We start from the raw sequence: 22,340 nt of genomic DNA, 5'->3' as shown, positions 1-22,340 counted from the left end.
GTGAGGCACACAATGTGTGGCGTTGATTAACCGATGATTAACCGGGGCTATTCTAAAGTGTAGGGATTGTCCGAGCTTGCTTCTTTTCACGGCATAATCGGCGCTTAATCCGCTGCACTTTTAATCCTCCCATCTTTCATGAAGGGTTCACCATGCACGTACTGGTTTGTGAAGACGACGAACTGATCGCCAGCGGCATCGTGGCCGGCCTCACTGCCCAGGGCTTCACGGTGGAGCGCGTGGCCACAGCCTCGGCAGCGCGGGCGATGCTCAAGGCAGCGGCCTTCGACATCATGGTGCTCGACCTCGGCCTGCCTGACGAAGACGGCCTCAAGCTGCTGCAACAACAGCGCAGCCAGGGCTTGGAGATCCCGGTGTTGATCCTCACTGCGCGGGACTCGGTGACCAACCGTGTCGATGGCCTGCAAGCCGGCGCCGATGACTACCTGCTCAAGCCCTTCGACCTGCGTGAACTCGCGGCTCGCCTGCAAACCCTGTTGCGCCGGGTGGCAGGGCGTAGCGTCAACCTGATCGAACATGGCCGCCTGGCCTACGACCCCAGCAGCCGCGAGACTTTCCTGGGTGGCCAACCGGTGGACCTGTCCCGTCGCGAACAGGCGCTGTTGCAGGCGTTGCTGCATAACAAGGGCCGCGTGCTGTCCAGCGAACAGCTCAAGGACAGCGTATACGGCTTCAATGACGAGCTCGAAAGCAATGCGCTCAACGTGCATATCCACCACCTGCGGCGCAAATTGGGCAACGGTATCGTCGAAACCGTCCGGGGCCTGGGCTATCGCCTGGGCCCGGCGGATGCTGGAGAGAACACCCAGTGATGAGCTTGCGCCTGCGCCTGACGTTCAAGCTGGGCGCCGCCTTTGTGCTTATCTGGGTGCTGGCGGCAGCCTGGATGCTCAACGATTTGCGCAACCAGATGATGTTTTCCCTCGACCAGCGCCTGGTGGCCTCGGCGCGCATGGTGGCGGGGCTGACCGAGCAGATGCCGGGTTTGGCCAGTGTCAGCGCCGGTACGCATTTGCGCGCTGAACAACTGAATGTGCCGGGTGGCATGGCTTGCCAGGTCAGCTCTCTGCGCGGTGAGATCCTGGCGCGCAGCCACACCACGCCCGAGGAGGGGCTGGAGTCGCGCAAGAGTGGGTTTCGTGACCAGGTCATCGATGGTGTGGGCTGGCGCAGTTTCACGTTGTCCCGTGGTGACTTGCTGATTACCACCGCCGACCGCCAGGTGGAGCGCGAAGCTCTCAACCTGTCGATACTGCTGGCTGCCTCGGTGCCGGTCGGCGTGGCCTTGCTGGGGTGCCTGTGCCTGCTGTGGTTGGGTATCGGCCAGAGCCTGGTGCCGCTCAATCGCATGCGTGACGCCTTGATGCGCCGCAGTGCCGATTCCCTTGAGCCCCTACAGATTCACCCGTTGCCCAGCGAGCTCAAGCCGCTGCTCGACACCCAGAACCAATTGCTGCAACGCATTGCCAAGACCATCGAGCGCGAACGCCGCCTTACCGGAGACGCCGCTCATGAGCTACGCAGCCCATTGACGGCCATCAAGACTCACCTGCAGGTGGCACGCATGACCGAGGGCGCGGCCCGCGACCAGTCCCTGGCCCACGCGGAGGAAGGCGCTGACCGTCTGCATCGCACCTTGGAGCAACTGTTGCTGCTGGCGCGGGTGGAGGGCAGCCTGTCGTTTGACGATGGCGTGCAGTCCAGTGCCGAGGAAGTGGCACGGCTGGCGATCCAGGACGCCAACGCCGGTGACAATCGTCGGATCGACCTGATCTTGACGAACGATCTTTCCAACCGCCCGGTGGAAATGCCCGTGGGCCTGGCCGTCGCCGCCTTGCGCAACCTGCTGGACAATGCCTTGCGCCATACCCCGGCCGATACCCGGGTGGAACTGAGCGTGTCCAGCAACGCTCAACACGTGGTTTTCCGCGTGCGTGACCATGGCAAGCAGATCTCCAGCGAAGACCTGCAATACCTCACCCAGCGTTTCTGGCGCAATGGCAACAGCGAAGGCTGTGGCCTGGGCCTGGCCATCGTCCAGGCGATTGTGCAGCGCTGCTCCTGCTCGTTGACATTCGACAGCCAGCCGGACGGCTTGCGGGTTGACCTGGGTATGCCGTTGCGTCGCTGAACCTTCTTTTCACGTGCCAAATAATTACCGCCCGCCTGAAATTCAACCCTTCAGGATGGCGGTAATTTTTTGCGCTTGAACGGGCCGAATGAGTCGGCCTGAATTGAAAAGGACGGTTCTTATGTTGGTTATCGATACCAGTTTCCCTGCCAAGGATTTCAACGACCGCGACGGCGAATCCGTGCGGCAGATCATCCTGCACTACACGGCGGCGCCCTTTGCTTCATCCCTGGGCACCCTGACTCAAGATGGCGTCAGCGCCCACTACCTGCTGCCCGACCCCGATGAACCCAGCTACCGCGCTGCAGGTTATGAAGAGTTACGCGTGTTTCGCCTGGTGGACGAGGGCAAGCGCGCCTGGCATGCGGGGGTGAGCTACTGGGGCGGGAGGGGCAATCTTAACGGCCGATCGATTGGCATTGAGATCGTTAACCTGGCGCGGGATGACGCGGGTGCATTTACCTTTCCTCAGTACCCTGAAGAGCAGATTGACGTGTTGGTTGCGTTGGTTCGCGACATTCTCGGGCGTTACCCGCAGATTGGGCCGACCGACATTCTCGGGCATTCAGACGTGGCCTATTGGCGCAAGAGCGATCCCGGGCCTCGGTTGCCCTGGCATTTTCTGCATGAAGCCGGAGTAGGCGCCTGGTTTGATGAGCCGACCCGGGCGATGTACCAGCGTCGCTTTTGTGTCGGCTTGCCGCCAGAGGTCGAGGTGGAGCGGGCGTTTCAGCGTTATGGGTATAAGCCGGCGCAGAATCGGCAGGCATTTGAGCGGCGAACCCGGGCGTTTCAGATGCACTTTCGGCCGAGGGATTATTGTGGATTCCTGGATGCGCAGACCTGCGCGATTTTGTATGCACTGAACGAAAAATACCGTGGGCTTTGAGCGCCGATCGCGGTTCGAATGTGGGAGTCCCCACCCCATCGTCGATGTGACGCTGTGGCGCAGCAAACTGTTTAGTAAGAGGGGTTGCCTGCCATAGTGGTGGGTCGGCGTGGGAATCTACTCAGTTTTGGCGTGGTCCTGAACCTGTGGGAGGGGGCTTGCCCCCGATGGCGGCCTGACAGCCGACCAGGATGTTGGGGGTTTTGACCGAGTACATATCCGTTATTTAGGTAACGGCCACTTAGGGTTCCGCTCTTACAGCGGCTCACTTTTGGAAGGACCCAAAAGTAAGCAAAAGGTCCTCGCCCCACCACTCGGCACCTCGCTAATGCTCGGTGTGCCCGAACGCAGGCTTGAATCCGTGGGCCGCCGCAATGGGCCATCCATGGCCCAGTGCGGCTAACCCGGCGTCCTGCCGGGTTACCCACGGATTCAAGCCTGCGTTCGGCCAGCGTGGTTTGACGGGGCGCCTAAGATCAAGATCAAAAGCCAGATCAAGAGCGACTCGCTTCGCATCGTAGATACGCTGGCGGCGTTTCTGCTTTTCTGTGGGAGCGGGTCAGTTAAGCGAACGAAATGCTCAAGGCAGCGAAGATCAAATGTGGGAGCGGCGGTGCGACGATTCGACTTGCCCGCGAAGACGCCGGCCCAGCAAACAGTGAGGTTGACTGACCCACCGCTTTCGCGAGCAAGCCCGCTCCCACAGGGGTACGCGCACGCAGCATCGATCAGGTCGGCTACAAGGCCGCCTCGCTTTTGCTTTTGATTTTGATCTTAGGCGCCCCGTTAAACCACGCTGGCCGGAATTCGACATGGATTTGGGGGGTAAACCGGCAGGGATGCCGGTTTAGCCGCCCCGCGCCATGGATGGCGCGTGGCGGCGGCCCCCCAAATCCATGTCGGATTACGGGCACACCGAGCCTAAGCGAGGTGCCGAGTGGTGGGGCGAGGACGTTTTGCTTACTTTTGCGCTTCTCAAAAGTGAGCCGCTGTAAGAGCGGAACCTATAGTGGCCGTTACCTAAATAACGGATATGTACCCGGTCCAAAAACCCAACCACCCGTTCATATCGTCGACGTTGCGCTGTCGCGCAGCAAGCTGGGCCGCCTCCCACATTTGGATCTTTATTCATCAATTAACAACCGTCGTCCCCTAAATCCTCTTCAAGCTGATGCGTCTCCAGAACAGGAAATCCGTGCGCATGCCCTTGGGCCAGACGCCAACGGATCGGCAGTTTGGTCACCATCACCAGCGTATTGAGGGATCGAGAGATGTCAGTCGCTACCAGCCTTATCGAAGACGCCCTGGCGCCTGCGGAAACGCTCTACCAGTTCGACGAAACCCCGCTGCTGGCCCGCCAGCGCCAGCAGGAATCCAACGCCCGCAGCTACCCGCGACGCATCCCCCTGGCGCTCAAGCGTGCCAAGGGCATCTATGTGGAAGACGTCGAGGGACGGCGTTTCATCGACTGCCTGGCCGGCGCCGGGACCCTGGCGCTGGGGCATAACCACCCAGTGGTGATCCAGGCGATACAGCAAGTGCTGAGCGATGAACTGCCCCTGCACACCCTCGACCTGACTACGCCGGTCAAGGATCAGTTCGTGCAGGACCTGTTCGGTGTGCTGCCCTCTGAATTGGCGCGAGAAGCGAAGATCCAGTTCTGCGGCCCCACCGGCACCGATGCGGTGGAAGCCGCATTGAAACTGGTGCGCACCGCCACCGGGCGCAGCACCGTGCTGTCGTTCCAGGGCGGTTATCACGGCATGAGCCAGGGTGCGTTGAGTCTGATGGGCAGCCTGGGGCCGAAGAAACCCTTGGGCGCGTTGCTCAGCAATGGCGTGCAATTCCTGCCATTCCCGTATGACTACCGTTGCCCGTTCGGCCTGGGCGGCGCGGAGGGTGTGCGGGTCAACCTGCATTACCTGGAAAACCTGCTCAACGATCCGGAAGCCGGGGTGTTGTTGCCAGCGGCGGTGATTGTCGAAGTGGTTCAGGGCGAGGGCGGCGTGATTCCGGCGGACCTCGACTGGCTGCGTGGCCTGAGACGTATCACCGAGCAGGCGGGTGTAGCGCTGATCGTCGATGAAATCCAGAGTGGCTTCGGGCGCACCGGCAAGATGTTCGCGTTCGAACACGCCGGCATCATTCCGGATGTGGTGGTGATGTCCAAGGCCATTGGCGGCAGCCTGCCGTTGGCGGTGGTGGTGTATCGCGACTGGCTCGACACCTGGCTGCCGGGCGCCCATGCCGGGACGTTCCGGGGCAACCAGATGGCGATGGCGGCGGGCTCGGCGGTGATGCGCTACCTCAAGGATCACGACCTGGCTGGCCATGCGGCGGCCATGGGGGAGCGCCTGGGTGAACACCTGCGCATCCTGCAGCGCGACTTCCCGCACCTGGGGGATATTCGTGGCCGTGGGCTGATGCTGGGGGTGGAATTGGTCGACCCGACAGGCACGCCTGATAGCCAGGGCCACCCACCGGTACATCGCCAGTTGGCGCCGCTGGTGCAGCGTGAATGCCTCAAGCGCGGCCTGATCCTGGAGTTGGGCGGGCGCCATGGCAGCGTGGTGCGCTTCCTGCCACCGCTGGTGATCACTGCTGCCGAGGTTGACCAGGTGGCCGAGATCTTCGGGCGTGCCCTGGCGGCAGCGGTCGCCAGCGTCTAATTTTCCAGGCCCTTGGTACGTTTCTACAGATATCAGTGCTGCGCGTGGTGCGCAGCCAGCCTTTGAGCGATGGAGAACAGCAATGACCTCAGTATTTGACCGCGACGACATCCTGTTTCAGGTAGTGGTCAACCACGAAGAGCAGTATTCGATCTGGCCCGACTACAAGGCTGTGCCTGAAGGCTGGCGTACGGTGGGCAAGAGCGGCATGAAGAAAGAGTGTCTGGCCTACATCGAGGAAGTGTGGACTGATATGCGCCCGTTGAGCCTGCGCCAGAAGATGGATGGTGCCGTGCTGGCCAACTGATTCACCTCGGTTCAAATGTGGGAGGGGGCTTGCCCCCGATGGCGGTACATCAGGTGAATATGTTCAACCTGGCACACCGCTATCGGGAGCAAGCCCCCTCCCACATTAAGAAGCACTACTGCGGTGTGTTGGCGTAGAGATAATCCGTCGCCAACGACGCCAGCGTCCTCACGCCCACCACCAACGCCGACTCATCCACAAAGAACCCCGGGTTGTGATTTGGCGCGGCCTTGCTCATGTCCTGATCCCTCGGGGTCACCCCCAGGAACACAAACAGCCCCGGCGCTTCTTTGGCATAAAACGAGAAGTCTTCGGCGCCTCCCACCAACGGGCCTTGCACCACATCATCCTGGGCCGCCCAACGCAGGCTTGGCAGCATTTTTTCGGTCAGCGCCGGGTTGTTGATGGTGGGGTCGTACTTCTCGATGATCGTTACTTCGGCCTTGGCGCCGCCGCTCTCGGCAATTTTTTCTACGGTCTGGCGCACGTCCGCATGCAGCTTCTGGCGAATGCCGTAGTCGTAGGAGCGAATGGTGCCGCTCATGTCCACCGACTCGGGGATGATGTTGTAGCGGGTGCCACCGTTAATGGTGCCGATGCTCACCACAGAGGGAAATGAGGATATATCGGTACGGCGGCTGACCACGGTTTGCAGGCCGACAATGGTCTGTGCGCCAACGGTGATCGGGTCGATGCCATCCCACGGGCGACCGGCGTGGGTCTGTTTGCCGAGGATCTTGATGCGCAGGTCATCGGAGCTGGCCAGGGTCGGCCCCGGGCGGTAGGCGATTTGCCCGGCGGGTACACCGGCCCACAGATGCAGGCCGAACACCGCGTCGGGTTTCGGCGCTTTCATTACGCCTTCCTGCACCATCATCTTCGCGCCCCAGGTGTTCTTGCCATCGGGGATGAAGTCGCTCGGGCCTTCTTCAGCCGGTTGGAAATAGAACACCACGGTGCCGGGCAGGCGCTCGCGCATACCGGTAAGAATCTTCGCAGTGCTCAGCAGGATTGCGGTGTGGGCGTCGTGGCCGCAGGCGTGCATCACGTCAACTTCCTTGCCCAGGTAGGTGCCTTTGGCTTTGGAGGCGAAAGGCAGGTCAGCGACTTCCTTGACCGGCAGCGCATCCATATCGGCGCGCAGGGCCACGGTCGGGCCGGGCAGGGCGCCTTTCAAGGTGGCGACGACGCCGGTGCGGGCCACGCCCGTTTTCACCTCAAGGCCAAGGTCGCGCAGCTGTTTGGCGACCAGCTCGGCGGTGCGGGTTTCGGTGTTGCCCAACTCCGGATGAGCGTGGATATCGCGGCGGGTTTCCAGTAAGGCCGGTTCGAGGATTTTTGCCTGGGTGGCAATCTCCTCCCGGGCACTGTCCTGGCCGCTGCTGGCGGCAATCACCGCACTACTCGCCACCCCGCAGAGCAAGCCGAATACCCACTGGTGTGTCAGACCGTTCAAACGCATACAAACCTCTCTCTATTTATTGTTGTTGGTCTTTCTCCTGCACGCTGCCGGCGGTGACCACCTGCACACTCAAGCGCGGCGTCGCCAGGTCGAGCCCGGCTTCATCCAGATGGCGCTTGAGCGACAGGTTGAACGCCCGCGACACTTCCCACTGCTTGATCGGTGCGGTCTTGAAGCGTGCGCGCAGGATCGCGCTGCCGGACTCGAAACTCTCCACACCCTGGATCTCCAGCGGAGACCAGATATTGCGGCGTTGCAGTGGGTCGTTGCGCATGGCATGGCCGACATCGCGCATCAGCTTGATCGCGTCGTCGATCTCCATGTTGTACGGGATCGCCACCCGGAAGATCGCATAGCCGAACTCCCGGGAGTAGTTCTTGATGCTCTTGATTTCGCTGAACGGGATGGTGTGCACGATGCCGTCGATATCGCGCAGGCGCACGGTACGGATGGTCAGGCCCTCCACTGTACCGAGGTGGCCGCCGACATCCACGTAGTCGTCGATGGCCAGGGAGTCTTCGATGATGATGAACAAACCGGTGATCAAGTCCGCCACCAGCGACTGCGCACCAAAACCGATGGCCAGACCGATCACACCGGCACCGGCCAGCAGTGGCGTGACGTTCATGCCCATGTTCGCCAGGGCGACGATGGCGGCGATGATAAAGATGGTCACGAACAGCACGTTGCGGATCAACGGCATCATGGTCTGCGCACGCGCATTGGCCAGGCCTTTGCGCGAGCGGGTCAGGGCATGGTGGATTGCGGTGTCGCTGAGGATCCAGATCAGCCAGGCAAACAGCAGCGTGCCGGCCAGGCCGAACAGCTTGACGCTGATTTCATGGCCGTCGCCTTCGGTAAAGCGAATCAGCGACAGGCCCCACACGCGCAGGCCCAGTTCGATAAACACCAGCCACACCACCAGGTGGGCCAGGGTGTAGACAAAGCTTTTCAGGCGCTCGGAATACAGCGCGTGGCGCTTGTGCCCGCGTTGTGGCTTGAGGGCGTGGCGGCGCACCAGACCATTGATCACCATGCACAACACCAGCAACACCGTGCACAGCAGCGACTGGCGCAGGGCGGTGCTGCTGTCGCCGGCCGACAGGAAGGTGGCGAACAGCGAGATACCGACCAGCAACAGGGCTGGCAGGTACCAGAAGGTGCCGATAATTGACAGGGTGTCGGTGAGCGCACGCCGGGTCAGGCGACGCGACAGCGGCTGGTTACGGATCAAGTGCGCAATCGGTCGGCGGAAACGCAGGATGAACACGCCGGTGGACAACGCGGCCATTACATTGGCTACGGTCGCGGCGGTGTGGGCCAGGTGCTGGCCGAGCGCCTCGACCAGTCGCGGGTCGCTCAAGGCTTCACCGAAGGCCGCAAAACTGCCGATCCACCACAACGGGCGGAACGCCTGGTGGCGCAGGATATACAGGGCGCGGTGGCGGTGCGGGCCATCGAGCACGGAGAAGGCGATCACGCAGATGGCCGAGAAACAGGTGCCGACTACCAAGGCGTAGGCCAGCACCATCGCCAGGGACTTGCCCAGGGATGAAGGCAGCGCGTAGCTGAGGTAAACCGTGATCACCAAAGCAATCAGCCAAGGCCCCAGCTTGCGTAGGGCGAAGCGCAGCATGTCCCAGGTGCGTGGGTGTTGCGGCAGCTCCTCGGGTAGGCCGAAGCGCTCGCGTACCCGATGGCTGAGCCAGATCAGCGCGGCGGCCAGCAGGCTCCACACCGCTAAAATCAAGGCAAACCCGAAGATGATCGGCAGCCACTCGCTGGCTGGCAGCATCAGGGCACCCAGTTCTTCCTTGGCCAGGTCCACTTCATTGGACCAGCGCCCCAGCGGGCTGTCGGCGCCGGAGAACTGCTGTTCAAAGCCCGACAGTGTGCTGCCGATCAACCCAAGCACACCTTGTTCGGCGGCGGGTTGGGCCTTTTGCGTGGCGGCGCGCAGTTTCTTCAGGTCGCTCAGCAACTGGGTTCGCTGCTGGTCGTTCTCGAGGGTCTTGATCACCTCGTCCAGCGACTGGCCCAGGGGCACTTCGGCCTGGGGTTGGGTCTTGCTGGAGCTGCCCAGCATCCCGGGCAAGCCCACGGCTTGGGCGGACGTCAGCGGCAGCAGCGTGAGCAGGGTGATCAGCAGGTAGCAGGGCAGGGCAAACAGACGGGAGAACACGAGGCGGTCAACCTTGAAAACGACGAGTTGACCGAGTGTACGAGGCCGCTATGCCCAATGCGAGCGCATTTGTCATTGCGCCAGTTTGGCGAGGATCTTGTACACCACGGTGCCCAGGATCAACAGCATGCCGACCCACATGCCGAACACGCCGAGGGGCTTGTCGCGAAAGTTGAAACCGACCGCGAGCATGATCATGCCGATCACAATGGGGATGAGCATGGTGTGGAACGAGGACATTGAGATCATCGTGGAGGCGGCCTTGTCGGAGTGGGAATTTTGACAAGTCTAGGCCGGATTATCAGAAGTGCAGGTGATATAGGTCAGTCTGGCAGTACACCCAACCAAATGTGGGAGGGGGCTTGCTCCCGATGGCGGAGTGTCAGCCACTGCTTCGGGTGACTGACCCGCCGCCATCGGGAGCAAGCCCCCTCCCACATTTCGATCACATTTTGCCCATCAAATCAGGGCAAGTCGCGACTGGCGTAGAACGCACCCAACACCTTCACCAGATGCGCCAGGTCATGGCTGCCGCACAACTCTCGAATGGAGTGCATGGCAAAGGTCGGCAAGCCGATATCCACGGTGCGCACGCCCAGGTGGCTGGCGGTGATGGGGCCGATGGTCGAGCCGCAGCCCATGTCACTGCGCACCACGAAGCTCTGCACCGGCACCTCCAGGGCCATGCACAGGTGGCGGAAGAACCCGGCGGTTTCGCTGTTGGTGGCGTAGCGCTGGTTGCTGTTGACCTTGATCACCGGGCCGGCGTTGAGTTTCGGGCCGTGGTTGGCATCGTGTTTCTCGGCGTAGTTAGGGTGCACGCCGTGGGCGTTGTCTGCCGATACCAACAGGGATTTCTGAATGGTACGTACGAACTCATCACCTTCGGGTAACAGGCGGCGCAGGGTCTGTTCCAGCATCGGGCCATCGGCACCGCAGGCCGAGCAGGATCCGACTTCTTCGTGGTCGTTGCACACCAGTACGCAGGTTTCGTCGGTCTCGCTGGTGAGCAAGGCTTGCAGCCCGGCGTAGCACGACAGCAGGTTGTCCAGGCGTGCGCCGGCGATGAAGTCGCCATTGAGGCCGATGACCGCAGCGCTTTGGGTGTCGTAGAAGCTCAGCTCGTAGTCGAGCACCACGTCAGCGTTCAACCCATGCTCACGGGCCAACTGCTCGGTGAGCACGGCGCGGAAGTCCACGCGTTCGTCACCGGCAAACTGCGCGAGGATCGGTGGCAGCTCGGTCTGGGCATTGATCGCCCAGCCCTGGTTCGCTTCACGGTTGAGGTGAATGGCCAGGTTGGGAATGATCGCGATCGGCAGCTTGAAGTCGATCAATTGGCTTTCGACCTTGCCGTCGCGGCGGAAGGTCACGCGGCCGGCCAGGGACAGGTCGCGGTCGAACCACGGGGCCAGCAGCGCGCCGCCGTAGACTTCCACACCCAACTGCCAGAAACCCTGGCGTTGCAGCTCAGGCTGGGGCTTGACCCGCAGGCATGGGCTGTCGGTGTGGGCGCCGACCAGGCGGATGCCGCCTTGCAGCGGCGAGTGACGGCCGAGCTTGAAGGCGATGATCGAGGAATCGTTGCGGGTCACGTAGTAGCGACCGTTGGCCTCGGTGGTCCAGGTGTCGCGCTCGTCGAGGCGCTGGTAACCGGCCGCTTCCAGGCGCTGGGCGAGGGCGGCAGTGGCATGAAAAGGAGTAGGGGAGGCCTTGAGGAAGTCGATCAGGCCTTGATTCAACGCTTCGCGCATAAGTAGCTCCAGACAGCAATGCGCGGAGTTTACCGTATTGGTTTGACTCGGTGTCTAGAACTGACACAGAACTGAATGTGGGAGGGGGCTTGCTCGCGATGCGGTGGGTCAGTCAACAGATTCAGTGACTGACACTCCGCCATCGGGAGCAAGCCCCCTCCCACAGTTTTGATTGTATTGCCAATTCTAGAACGGGGCAGGGCACTCGAAGCGCAAACGCTCGCCGCTTTGCGGATGAGTGAAACTCAGCATGCTCGCATGCAGGCACAGGCGGGGCCAGGCGGCCAGGGCCTGTTCATGGGCATACAAACCATCACCGAGCAACGGATGCCCGATAGACAACATGTGCACACGTAACTGATGCGAACGCCCGGTGATCGGTGTCAGCTCTACCCGGCACCAGTCGCCGCAACGCTCCAGCACTTTCCAGAAGGTCAGCGCGTGCTTGCCGAACTCGTGGTCCACCACATGGCGTGGCTTGGTCGGCGGGTCGTAGCGCAGGGGCAGGTCGATGCTGCCGCTGTCCAGTTCCGGCTGACCCCAGGCCAAGGCGGTGTAGGCTTTTTCGGTTTCGCGGTCATGAAACTGGCGGGACAGTTCGCGGTGGGTATCGGCGTCCCGGGCCAGCAGGATGATCCCCGAGGTTTCCCAGTCCAGGCGATGGACGATGCGGGCCTCGGGGTAACCGTTTTCCTGCAGGCGGGTAATCAGGCAGTCCTTGTTGTCGTCGGCGCGACCCGGCACCGAGAGCAGCAGGGTTGGCTTGTTCACCACCAGGACAGCGTCGTCCTGATGCAGGATATGGATATTGGACAGCGGCATTAAACAGCCTCGTAACAAACGCCAACGGCGGCTCGCCCACCCGGTTCCCGAAAAGGGATCAAGGTGACCGAGCCGCCGTGGCGACCGCCCTTTCGATCAACGATCGGGCAGGGTGATATTGAGTTCCAGAATCGAGCAACTGCCGTCATTTTCCAGGGCGACATGCACGTCATCGTTGCCGATATTGACGTACTTGCGGATCACCTCGACCAGTTCCTTCTGCAAGGCTGGCAGGTAGTCCGGCGTGCTGCGTTGGCCGCGTTCGTGCGCCACGATGATCTGTAGACGCTCTTTCGCTACCGACGCGGTACTTGGCTTTTTGTTGGCGCGAAAGAAGTCGAGAAATTTCATTGTTTAGTTGCCTCCAAAGATACGCTCGAAGAATCCCTTCTTCTTAACATCGAGGAAGCGGTGTTCCACGGTCTTGCCCAGCAAGCGATCCACTGCATCGCTGTACGCCTGGCCGGCGTCGCTCTGGTCGTCAAGAATCACCGGCACACCCTGGTTGGATGCCTTCAGTACGGCCTGGGATTCCGGAATCACGCCCAGCAGGGTCACTGCGAGGATTTCCTTCACGTCTTCAACGCCGAGCATTTCGCCATTGCTGACGCGCTCAGGGTTGTAGCGGGTGAGCAGCAGGTGCTCCTTGATCGGGTCCTGGCCTTCTTCGGCGCGCTTGGACTTGCTGGCCAGCAGGCCGAGCATGCGGTCCGAGTCACGTACCGAGGAAACTTCCGGGTTGGTTACCACGATGGCTTCATCGGCGAAGTACATCGCCAGGTGAGCGCCGGTTTCGATACCCGCCGGGGAATCGCACACTACGTATTCGAAGGTTTCTTTCAGCTCAGCGAGGACTTTGCCCACGCCTTCTTTGGTCAGCGCGTCTTTGTCACGGGTCTGGCTGGCGGCCAGCACGTACAGGTTCTCAAGGCGCTTGTCCTTGATCAGGGCCTGTTGCAGGTTGGCTTCGCCGTTCACCACGTTGACGAAGTCGTACACCACGCGGCGCTCGCAGCCCATGATCAGGTCGAGGTTACGCAAACCGACGTCGAAGTCGACGATGACTGTCTTGTGGCCGCGCAGAGCGAGGCCGGTACCGATAGCGGCGCTGGTGGTGGTCTTACCCACACCACCCTTGCCGGATGTAACCACGAGAATCTTGGCCAAGGTGTTTCACCCCTAAGGAAAAAGGACTTTTCAGTCCCTGAAAAACATCTCTTGGAACTCGCTGCAGGCGGACAGCCCTTGTAGGAAAAAGATGGTGTTTCCGTAGGGAGACACTAACTTCCAAATATTCCTACACAAGTCTTGCCGGTTTCGCTTTGCTATCAGAGTCTAGAGATGCTTGGAAAATGCGGCAGTATCCGTTAAAGACGGATGATGTTCAACACATCGCCCGACAGGTTGACCTGCACCGAAGCCCCCCACAGCGGATCACGGCGCAAATCTTCTGAAACCTTGTACTGGCCTGCGATGGACACTAGCTCAGCGGTCAACTGCTGGCAAAAAATACGGGCCTTGGTATCGCCCTTGATGCCGGCGAGGGCACGTCCGCGCATCGGGCCGTATACATGGATATTGCCATCGGCAAGAAGTTCCGCCCCCGGGCTGACCGAGGAGATCACCACAAGGTCGCCACCCTGGGCGTAAATCTGCTGCCCGCCGCGTACCGGCGAGGTGATGATCTTTGTAGGCTTGATCGCAGGCTCGGGTGGTTTTTCCGGTTTTTTCTTCTCTTCACCGACCAATGGTTCCAGCGGACGCTCACGGGCGCCGGACGGTGGCAGTACTGGCAGTTCAATGGCGATGGCGGCGGCGATGTCTTCGATGCGGCTGGCGCGAATCGCCAGGGTACGCAAGCCATGGGAGCGACACACACGCATCAGCCCGGGCAAATCAATCGCACCTTGGCCGGCCGGCAGTTTGTCTAGGGCGAGTACCAGCGGGGCATTGTTGAAAAAGTTCGGCGCCAGGGCGACCTTGGCGGCCAACTGGCGGTCCAGGGCATCGAGGTCGTTGCGGGCCAGTTCCAGCACGGTAATGGCGAGCATGCTGCCTTTCAGCTGGAACACGGGATCTTGGTCTAGCGGTTCGGTTTGGCTCATGGTCGGCGAAAGCGGCTTGTCACGAAAAGTGTCGAGACTTATAACGAGAACACTCACCCGCCGCAAGCCGAGTCGAACCGTTGTAGAATGCGCGGCCCTTGTCTTTACCGGAATCTGTAATGGATCGCCCGCGTTTTCGAGCTGTATTTTTTCATCCGCGTTTTTGGCTGCTATGGCTGGGGCTCGGCCTGTTGTGGCTGGTCACCCAGTTGCCGTACCGGGCGCTGTTGACCATTGGTCGCCTGCTGGGCGCGGGCATGTACCGCGTGGCGGGTGATCGCCGCCGTATCGCGGCCCGCAACCTTGAGCTGTGCTTCCCGGAAAAATCCGCCAAGGAACGTAAACGCCTGCTCAAGGAAAATTTCGCCTCCACCGGCATCGCCTTCTTTGAAATGGCCATGAGCTGGTGGTGGCCCAAGCCACGCCTGGCACGCCTGGCCCATGTCGAAGGGCTCGAACACCTCAAGCAGGCGCAGTTGGAAGGCAAGGGCGTGATCCTCATGGCCTTGCACTTCACCACCCTGGAAATCGGCGCGGCCCTGCTCGGGCAGAAACACACCATCGATGGCATGTACCGCGAACACGGCAACCCGCTGTTCGACTTTATCCAGCGCCGTGGCCGCGAACGCCATAACCTCGATTCCCTGGCCGTGGAGCGTGACGACGTGCGCGGCATGCTCAAGCTGCTGCGTGCCGGCCGGGCCATCTGGTACGCACCGGACCAGGATTACGGCGCCAAGCAAAGCATCTTCGTGCCGCTGTTCGGCATCCAGGCCGCCACCGTCACCGCCACCAGCAAGTTCGCCCGCCTGGGCAAGGCGCTCGTAGTGCCGTTCACCCAGGAGCGCCTGGCCGATGGCAGTGGTTACCGCTTGGTGATCCATCCGCCGTTGACCGACTTCCCAGGGGAAACCGACGAAATCGACTGCCTGCGCATCAACCAATGGGTCGAAGCCTCGGTGCGCGACTGCCCCGAGCAATACCTGTGGACCCACCGCCGCTTCAAGAGCCGGCCTGCGGGTGAACCCAAGTTGTACGAAAAACGCCGTCGATAAGAGCTGATTTACCCCACATGGAGTGACGCAATGCGCCCAGTTGAACCGGTCACAGGCTTGATTCTTTCCGGCGGCGGGGCGCGAGCGGCGTATCAGGTGGGGGTGCTGGCGGCGATTGCCGAGTTGCTGCCGCCTGGGGCGCCGAATCCTTTCCCGGTGATCGTCGGCACGTCCGCTGGTGCGATCAATGCGGTGAGTCTGGCCAGTGGGGCCACCGATTTCTGCGCGGCTATCCAACGGCTGACGGCATTCTGGCAGGGCTTTCGCAGCCATCAGGTGCTGCGCAGCGACTGGCCGGGGGTGATCCGCCAGGCGAGCCGCTTCCTGACCCACAGCCTGTTGGGCTTCGGCGCCCAGGTGCCGGTGGCGCTGCTCAACAGTTCGCCGCTACGCGACCTGCTGCAAGCGCGCTTGAACCTGGACGGCATCGACGAGGCCATCCGCCGCAAGCATCTGCAGGCGGTGGCGGTAACGGCCTTTGGTTACGAGTCCGGGCAAGCCGTGACCTTTTATCAAGGCGGCGGCACCATCGATGCCTGGCTGCGCCATCGGCGGATCGGCGTGCCGACCCAATTGACGGTGGACCACCTGCTGGCGAGTTCGGCGATCCCGCTGCTGTTCGCCCCGGTCAAGCTCGATCAGGAGTATTTCGGCGATGGCGCGGTGCGGCAGTCGGCGCCCATCAGCCCGGCCTTGCACCTTGGGGCCAGCCGCGTGTTGGTGGTCGGCGTGAGTGGCAACCCACGGGGCAATGAGCCTTCGATGCAACGCACCTACACCGGCCAGGAACCGACCCTGGCGCAAATCGGCGGGCACATGCTCAACAGCACATTCATCGACAGCCTGGAAAGCGATATCGAACTGCTGGAGCGCTTGAACCAGTTCAGTCGTGTCGTGCCTGCTGATGCAGCGGTACAGGGCCTGGCGCCGGTGGAAGTGCTGGTGATTGCACCCAGCCAACCCATCGATGAAATCGCTGCACGGCATCGTCAGGAATTGCCCGCGGCGTTGCGCTTGTTCTTGCGTGGCCCGGGGGCGACGAAGACGAGCGGGGCGGGGGTGTTGAGTTACTTGTTGTTCGAGGCTGGGTATTGCAGTGAGTTGATTGAACTGGGCCGCAAGGATGCGTTGGCCAAGCGTGAGGAAATAACCCGGTTTCTGGGCCTGACACTGAGCTAAATGTGGGAGGGGGCAAGCCCCCTCCCACATTTGAACTGCTGTGTTCAATCAGAAGTGGTACTTGACCAGGAAGCTCGCCGTGTCCTGAGTCGTCTTGAAAGCGCCGCTGTCTTCAATCCCGTACTTGTTCTTCCAGTAGTCGTATTCAAAACCTACATACAACTGCTTGTCGCCCCAATGCAGCGCTTTACCCAGGTCGTATTTGACCTGCGGGTTGAAGTGCAAGTTGGCGTGATAAGTGCCACGGGCGTTCTTGTCGTTATCCACCACCCAATCCATGAAGCCGTCGATCAGCACGTCGGAGTTGCCCACGGGAATGGTGTACGACCAAACCGGGGTGATCTGCCAGACACCGTCACCCGGGCGATTGCCTTCGGTCTGGCGCTGGTAGAAGTTCAGCTGGAAGTAATCGAAGCCGGGGATGTTCAAGTCGAAGGCCGGGCCGACCAGGTACGATTCGTTATCGCCTTCGCCGAACTCGTAGGTGAACGCCAGCAGCACATCCTTGATCGGGCCGAATGACAGGTCTTTATCGAAGATCTTGCCGAATGACAAACGCGGGCTGAACTCGCCGTAATAAGTATTCGGACCCACGTTGCCGTCTTCCTTGCCGTTGTAAAAGATACGGTCGAGGAAGAAGAAGTTGTCGCCGTACTTCCATGCGTCGGCATGTTCGAAGGTGACGGTTTGCTGGATCTGTGGGTTGACGGTAAAGCTCTTGCCCCACAGGTAAGTCAGGCTGTTGTTCTGCCACTGCAACAAGTCACCGGCCACGGCCTGGCCACCGGCCAGCAGGGATCCCGCCAGCATCAGGCCTTTGAACATAGGTTTCATTCGGTTGCTCCCGAGTTAAAGTTTTATGGTTTTTCTTCTACGCAGGCGCTCTGGTATGGCGCCTTTTGGTTCGCTGCAAAAATCGTCTGTTCGGTCAGCTTTAATGCTTTTAGCAAGAGCTGCGCCAAGGTGTTTGAAAAACCAAAAAATCCCCGTCGGCTGCAAGGGATGCAGTCGAATTCAGAGGACTTTTGCGCACTTTGGCAGCCAACATCAGGCCGGGATAAGTTGGCCTTGAAGTCAGCTTTTACATTCGCTGTTTTTTTTTGAGTCGATTCGAGCGGGCGCGGAGAATACTGGCTCCCAGGCCTGGGCTCAAGTGCGCTGTAACAGAGCGCGTGGGGCAAGAATGGGGCGCGGTGTGTGGCCGGCCCCGGGTGAATGGCGTGCATACGGTGTTACCTGTTCGTTATTATTTTTGTTGTCGGTGTAACAGGTGAATCAATGCGTATGGGCGACTTCGGGGCGTTCAGCGCCGCCGAGGATGTTGAACAGTATGTTCAGCGACAACGCGCTGAGGGTGGCCATGGCGATGCCGCTGTGGGTAATCGGGCTCATCCACAGCGGTAATTGCGCGAAGAACTCCGGGCGCACCACGGGAATCAGCCCCATGCCGATGCTCACCGCCACCAGCAACTGGTTGCGACGGTCGGCGATGTCGGCTTCCTGCAGGATCTTGATGCCGGTCGCCGCGACCATGCCGAACATGGCAATTGCCGCGCCGCCGAGTACCGCTGGCGGAATCGACGCCACCAGGTAAGCGGCCTTGGGTAACAGGCTGAGCACAATCAAAAATGCACCCGCCATGATCGTGACCGAGCGGCAGCGCACGCCGGTCATCTGCACCAGGCCGATATTCTGCGCGAAGGATGAGTGGGTAAAAGTGTTGAAGAAGCCGGCGAAAAACGATGCACCGGCATCACACAGCAAGCCGCGACGCAGCATCTTCGGCGTGACGTCCTGCCCGGTGATCTTGCCCAGGGCGAGGAACATGCCGGTGGACTCGACAAAGATGATCACCACCACCAGGCACATCGACAGGATCGGTGCCAGCTCGAACGTGGGCATGCCAAAGTGCATCGGCGTCACCACCTGCACCCACGGCGCCAGGGCCAGGCCGCTGAGGTCGACCATGCCGAGCAGGCCGCACAAGCCGTAGCCCAGCGCCATGCCGATCAGCACCGAGATGTTCACCCAGAAGCCGCGCATGAAACGGTTGATCAACAGGATGGTGGCCAGTACCAGGGCGGCAATCGCCAGGTACACCGGCGAGCCGAATGTGGCGGCGGCGCTGCCGCCCCCGGCCCAGTTCACGGCCACGGGAAACAGTGAGAGGCCGATGGCGGTAATCACGGTACCGGTCACCAACGGCGGGAAAAAGCGTACGACCTTGGACATGAACGGCGCGATAAGGATGCCGAAGAACCCGGCGGCGATGGTCGCGCCGAAGATGCCCTGCAAACCGATACCGGGCATGCCGGCCATGGCGACCATGCTACCGACGGCGGCGAAACTGGCGCCCATCATCACCGGCATGCGGATACCCACCGGGCCGATGCCGAACGACTGCACCATGGTGGCGATACCGGCCACCAGCAAGTCGGCGTTGATCAGGAAAGCGATTTCTTCACGGCTTAGCCCTGCGGCCTGGCCGATGATCAGGGGTACGGCGACGGCGCCGCCGTACATCAGCAAGACGTGTTGCAGGCCTACCAGAATCAGTTGCAAGAGGGGTAGCCGCACCATGGCGGGCGCGGCGGGAATCTGCGGTTCGACTAACTCGGTCATGCAACACCTCGGATCTTTTTTATTTTTGTGTTGTGTGGAACGCAATCTTCAAAACACAGCAGAACCCCTGTGGGAGGGAGCAAGCCCCCTCCCACATTGGAACTGTGTGAATCTGTCAGTTGGTGCGAGCTCCTTGATTGATCCACGAGCCAATCAAATCCCGCTCCTGCTGGGTCATCTGGGTAATGTTGCCCAACGGCATGATCTGGCTCGCCACGGCCTGCGCTTGAATGCGCGCCGCCTGCTGCTGGATCTGCGCCGGGGTGTCGAACATCACCCCAGCCGGTGCGGTGCTGAACAGCGGGCTGGTGGGCTTGGCCGAGTGGCATACAGTGCAACGTTGCTCGATCACGCCGTGCACCTTGTCAAAATCAATCGATGCTTGAGCGGGCGCCGCCGCCGGGGCAGGTTCTGCAGTTGCCGGTGCCGCCGGTTTCAAGCCACCGCCCAGGGCTGTTTCAGGCAAGGGTTGGTACTCGATGGCCGCCGGTGCCTTGGCAACTTCCGGTGCGTTCGACATGGGTTTTGGCCCGGTTACATACGCCAGGCAAATCATCGCCAATGCACCTACCGGTAGGGTCCACGCATACTTCTGGCTGTTGTGCCGGGTGTTGAAGTAGTGCCTTACCAACACCGCCGCCACCGCGATCCCGGCCAGGATCAGCCAGTTGTACTGGCTGCCGTAGGTGCTCGGGAAGTGGTTGCTGATCATGATGAACAGCACCGGCAAGGTGAAGTAGTTGTTGTGCCGCGAACGCAGCAGGCCCTTGGCTGGCAGCGCCGGGTCCGGGGTGCGGTTCTCGGCGATGGCCGCCACCAACGCACGTTGGGCGGGCATGATGATGCGGAACACGTTGCCCACCATGATCGTACCGATCACCGCACCTACGTGCAGGTAGGCACCGCGGCCGCTGAACACCTTGCTGAAGCCGTAGGCCGCGGCAATCAACAGCACGAACAGGATCAAGCCGAGCAGGGCAGGGCGCTTGCCCAGGGCCGAGTCGCAGAGGAAGGAGTAGATGAACCAGCCGGCGAGCAGTGAGCCGATGCCCAGCAACACGCCTTCGGTGCCACTGAGGCTGCTGCCCGGGGCGAGCAGGTACAGCGTCGGGTTCCAGTAGAACACCACGCACAGCAGCGCGACGCCCGACATCCAGGTGAAGTAGGCTTCCCATTTGAACCAGTGCAGGTTGTCCGGCATGGTCGGCGGGGCCAGTTTGTATTTTTCCAGGTGGTAGATACCGCCACCGTGGATCGCCCACAAGTCGCCGGCCAGGCCGCTCTTGGGGTTGACGCGATTAAGGTTGTTTTCCAGCCAGACAAAGTAGAACGAAGCGCCGATCCAGGCGACGCCAGTGATCATGTGAACCCAGCGCACGCTCAGGTTCAGCCATTCCAACAGATGTGCTTCCACAGTCTTTACCTCTCGCCTGTCACCCTTGTTGTCGGGTGATCCGGCCTTCTCTTATTGGTGGGGGGCGAGGATCAACCGCTCATCCTCTTTGAAAAAATGCTCATCGCAGTTATTGCCTGTGCCACTGCGATCAACCACCAGGAAGTCATCCCGCTTTTCGATCGTCAGCACCGGGTGGTGCCAGACGCCGCGATGGTAATTGATGCCCTGCCTGCCGTTGGTGACGAAGGCGCGGACCAAGCCTGATACAGGTGCATCGCCAAGTGGCGCGACCACGATCAGAAAGGGGTTGCCGAGCAGCGGAATGAAAGCCTGGCTGCCCAGCGGGTGTCTTTCCAGCATGCACACGGTCAGCGGCATGTCCTGCGCGTCGGCGCGGAAGATGCTGATGATGGCGTTGTCCTCTGGCTTGGCGGTTTCCACCGTTGCCAGTTTGTGGAAGCGCATGGTCGACCCGTTGTTGATCATGAAGTGATCGCTGCCATCGGTTTCGATAACGTCTCCGAAGGGGGCGAAGGCTTCTTTGGTCAGGGGTTCGATCATCAGTGTGCGCATGGCTGTCTTCTTAATCTTGAATTGTTATTGGATCAGTGTAGGAGCGAGCTTGCTCGCGAAAAACTCAAGGACACCGCGTATATCCAGGATGGGCGCGTTATCGTTGACGATCTTCGCGAGCAAGCTCGCTCCTACAGTCTCAGCATTACTTCGAAACCTTGCCCAAGACTCGCAGGCGACTTACACCACCATCCGGGAACACATTCAGGCGGATATGGGTAATCGGCCCCAGCGTCTTGATCTGCTCGGCAAACGTGTGTTCAGCGTGCATTTCCAGTTTCTGCGCCGGCAGCAGTTCACGCCAGAACAGCGATTGGGTTTCGATCTGGCTGTCGGTGCCGCCCTTCACGAATGCGCCCTGGATCGAGCAGGTGTCCGGGTAGTTGCCCTTGAAGTGCAGGGTGTCGACGATGATCTTCTCGATCTCGCCCGGGTGGCCCAGAGCGACGATTACCCAGTCGTTACCTGGCGTGCGACGACGCGCGGTTTCCCAGCCGTCGCCCATGTTGATGCCACGGCCTGGGTTGAGGATGTTGCTCATACGCCCGAAGTGTTCGTCGGAGCAGGCCAGGGCACGACCGCCGTTAAGAGCGGCAGCCAGGTCGACCTGTTCGTTGTCGCCCACCGAGGACCAGTCGCGGAACGGCACGCCGTACACACGCAGACGCGCCACGCCGCCATCCGGGTAGATGTTGAAGCGCAGGTGGCTGAAGGCCTGGTCGTTGTTGATCTCGTGGTAGTGATGGCTGTTACCTTGCAGCTCCACGGCCGACAGCACTTCCACCCACTGCGTGTTGGCATCCGGCTCGCCCGAGGCCAGGAAGCAGGCTTCCAGGGAGGCCGACGGCGGGAAGTTGCCGGTGAAGAATGAAGTGTCGATGTCCACACCCTTGATCGAGCCGGGCACGCCCAGGCGGATCACTGCGCTGTCGTAGCCTTCGAAGCGCTTGCGGCGTGACTCCCAGCCGTCCATCCACTTGCCGTTATCATCGAAAACGCCCTCCTTCCACACGGCCGGGGTCGGCTGGAACAGGCGGTTGGCGTCGGCGAACCAGTCATCGGTCACAGAGATGATCTTGGTGCCCAGGCGGGCGTCGGCCAGGTTGACGAACTTCTCGAAAGGTACGGCGTAAGCTTTCATTCTTCTTGTCTGCCTTAGATAGAGTGGCTGGG

The 22,340-nt window shown here is 61.0% G+C and carries 21 protein-coding genes; 7 read left to right on the top strand and 14 right to left on the bottom strand.

What is annotated here, in order from left to right; genetic code table 11:
- Positions 1-152: 152 nt before the first annotated feature.
- The 5 genes from FRT59_RS09600 to FRT59_RS09580 all read left to right on the top strand — a co-directional run bounded on the left by FRT59_RS09600 (position 153) and on the right by FRT59_RS09580 (position 6,017).
- Positions 153-833, top strand: coding sequence for a response regulator (locus tag FRT59_RS09600; RefSeq protein WP_153838081.1), 681 nt, complete (start codon positions 153-155; stop codon positions 831-833).
- Entirely contained in the window at positions 833-2,152 is a 1,320-nt protein-coding gene (locus tag FRT59_RS09595; protein ID WP_153871053.1) for a sensor histidine kinase, read from the top strand. Before FRT59_RS09600 ends, FRT59_RS09595 begins: the two co-directional genes overlap by 1 nt.
- Before the next feature lie 121 nt (positions 2,153-2,273).
- Entirely contained in the window at positions 2,274-3,041 is a 768-nt protein-coding gene (locus tag FRT59_RS09590) for an N-acetylmuramoyl-L-alanine amidase (RefSeq protein WP_153871052.1), read from the top strand.
- A 1,271-nt stretch (positions 3,042-4,312) separates the two neighbouring features.
- Entirely contained in the window at positions 4,313-5,710 is a 1,398-nt protein-coding gene (locus FRT59_RS09585; RefSeq protein ID WP_034117012.1) for an aspartate aminotransferase family protein, read from the top strand.
- Between the two features lie 82 nt (positions 5,711-5,792).
- Positions 5,793-6,017 (top strand): MbtH family protein, encoded by a 225-nt coding sequence (locus FRT59_RS09580; RefSeq protein WP_034117011.1) that lies wholly within the window; start codon positions 5,793-5,795, stop codon positions 6,015-6,017.
- 115 nt (positions 6,018-6,132) lie between these two features.
- Here FRT59_RS09580 and FRT59_RS09575 read toward each other — a convergent pair whose 3' ends face one another.
- The 8 genes from FRT59_RS09575 to minC form a co-directional block, all read right to left on the bottom strand.
- Positions 6,133-7,479 carry an amidohydrolase gene (locus FRT59_RS09575; RefSeq protein WP_153871051.1) on the bottom strand — a complete coding sequence of 449 codons (1,347 nt, stop codon included), beginning with the start codon at positions 7,477-7,479 and terminating at the stop codon, positions 6,133-6,135.
- Between the two features lie 16 nt (positions 7,480-7,495).
- On the bottom strand, positions 7,496-9,661 hold the full coding sequence (locus FRT59_RS09570) for a mechanosensitive ion channel family protein (protein ID WP_198832769.1): 2,166 nt from the start codon (positions 9,659-9,661) through the stop codon (positions 7,496-7,498).
- Between the two features lie 72 nt (positions 9,662-9,733).
- On the bottom strand, positions 9,734-9,901 hold the full coding sequence (locus tag FRT59_RS26985) for a hypothetical protein (RefSeq protein WP_162524839.1): 168 nt from the start codon (positions 9,899-9,901) through the stop codon (positions 9,734-9,736).
- A 224-nt stretch (positions 9,902-10,125) separates the two neighbouring features.
- Positions 10,126-11,415 (bottom strand): M18 family aminopeptidase, encoded by a 1,290-nt coding sequence (locus FRT59_RS09565; protein WP_153871050.1) that lies wholly within the window; start codon positions 11,413-11,415, stop codon positions 10,126-10,128.
- 186 nt (positions 11,416-11,601) lie between these two features.
- Entirely contained in the window at positions 11,602-12,237 is a 636-nt protein-coding gene (locus FRT59_RS09560; protein ID WP_005789965.1) for an RluA family pseudouridine synthase, read from the bottom strand.
- A 96-nt stretch (positions 12,238-12,333) separates the two neighbouring features.
- The gene (minE, locus tag FRT59_RS09555) at positions 12,334-12,588 is read right to left on the bottom strand and encodes a cell division topological specificity factor MinE (protein WP_003175252.1); all 255 of its coding nucleotides are present in this window, start codon (positions 12,586-12,588) and stop codon (positions 12,334-12,336) included.
- 3 nt (positions 12,589-12,591) lie between these two features.
- Positions 12,592-13,404, bottom strand: coding sequence for a septum site-determining protein MinD (minD, locus tag FRT59_RS09550; RefSeq protein WP_003175251.1), 813 nt, complete (start codon positions 13,402-13,404; stop codon positions 12,592-12,594).
- Positions 13,405-13,604: 200 nt separating this feature from the next.
- On the bottom strand, positions 13,605-14,342 hold the full coding sequence (gene minC / locus FRT59_RS09545) for a septum site-determining protein MinC (RefSeq protein ID WP_034117002.1): 738 nt from the start codon (positions 14,340-14,342) through the stop codon (positions 13,605-13,607).
- Positions 14,343-14,461: 119 nt separating this feature from the next.
- Here minC and FRT59_RS09540 point away from each other — a divergent pair, with 119 nt between their 5' ends.
- Positions 14,462-15,397, top strand: coding sequence for a lipid A biosynthesis lauroyl acyltransferase (locus FRT59_RS09540; protein ID WP_153838075.1), 936 nt, complete (start codon positions 14,462-14,464; stop codon positions 15,395-15,397).
- A gap of 30 nt (positions 15,398-15,427) precedes the next feature.
- Positions 15,428-16,576 carry a patatin-like phospholipase family protein gene (locus FRT59_RS09535; RefSeq protein ID WP_153838074.1) on the top strand — a complete coding sequence of 383 codons (1,149 nt, stop codon included), beginning with the start codon at positions 15,428-15,430 and terminating at the stop codon, positions 16,574-16,576.
- A 48-nt stretch (positions 16,577-16,624) separates the two neighbouring features.
- On the opposite strand, the gene FRT59_RS09530 is transcribed toward FRT59_RS09535, so the two are convergent.
- From FRT59_RS09530 to alc, 6 genes are all read right to left on the bottom strand, one after another.
- Complete coding sequence (locus tag FRT59_RS09530) at positions 16,625-17,410, bottom strand: outer membrane protein OmpK (protein WP_034116999.1); 786 nt, start codon at positions 17,408-17,410, stop codon at positions 16,625-16,627.
- Positions 17,411-17,433: 23 nt separating this feature from the next.
- Entirely contained in the window at positions 17,434-17,802 is a 369-nt protein-coding gene (locus tag FRT59_RS09525; RefSeq protein WP_152612296.1) for a hypothetical protein, read from the bottom strand.
- Positions 17,803-17,851: 49 nt separating this feature from the next.
- Positions 17,852-19,198 (bottom strand): nucleobase:cation symporter-2 family protein, encoded by a 1,347-nt coding sequence (locus tag FRT59_RS09520; protein WP_153871049.1) that lies wholly within the window; start codon positions 19,196-19,198, stop codon positions 17,852-17,854.
- Positions 19,199-19,313: 115 nt separating this feature from the next.
- The gene (locus FRT59_RS09515; protein WP_162524854.1) at positions 19,314-20,612 is read right to left on the bottom strand and encodes a urate hydroxylase PuuD; all 1,299 of its coding nucleotides are present in this window, start codon (positions 20,610-20,612) and stop codon (positions 19,314-19,316) included.
- Between the two features lie 51 nt (positions 20,613-20,663).
- Complete coding sequence (locus FRT59_RS09510) at positions 20,664-21,167, bottom strand: ureidoglycolate lyase (RefSeq protein ID WP_099492371.1); 504 nt, start codon at positions 21,165-21,167, stop codon at positions 20,664-20,666.
- Positions 21,168-21,312: 145 nt separating this feature from the next.
- Positions 21,313-22,308, bottom strand: coding sequence for an allantoicase (alc, locus tag FRT59_RS09505; protein ID WP_153871048.1), 996 nt, complete (start codon positions 22,306-22,308; stop codon positions 21,313-21,315).
- Positions 22,309-22,340 lie beyond the last annotated feature (32 nt).

Source organism: Pseudomonas haemolytica (genome assembly GCF_009659625.1).
Lineage (GTDB): Bacteria > Pseudomonadota > Gammaproteobacteria > Pseudomonadales > Pseudomonadaceae > Aquipseudomonas > Aquipseudomonas haemolytica.
This window is presented reverse-complemented; position numbering and strand designations above follow the sequence as displayed.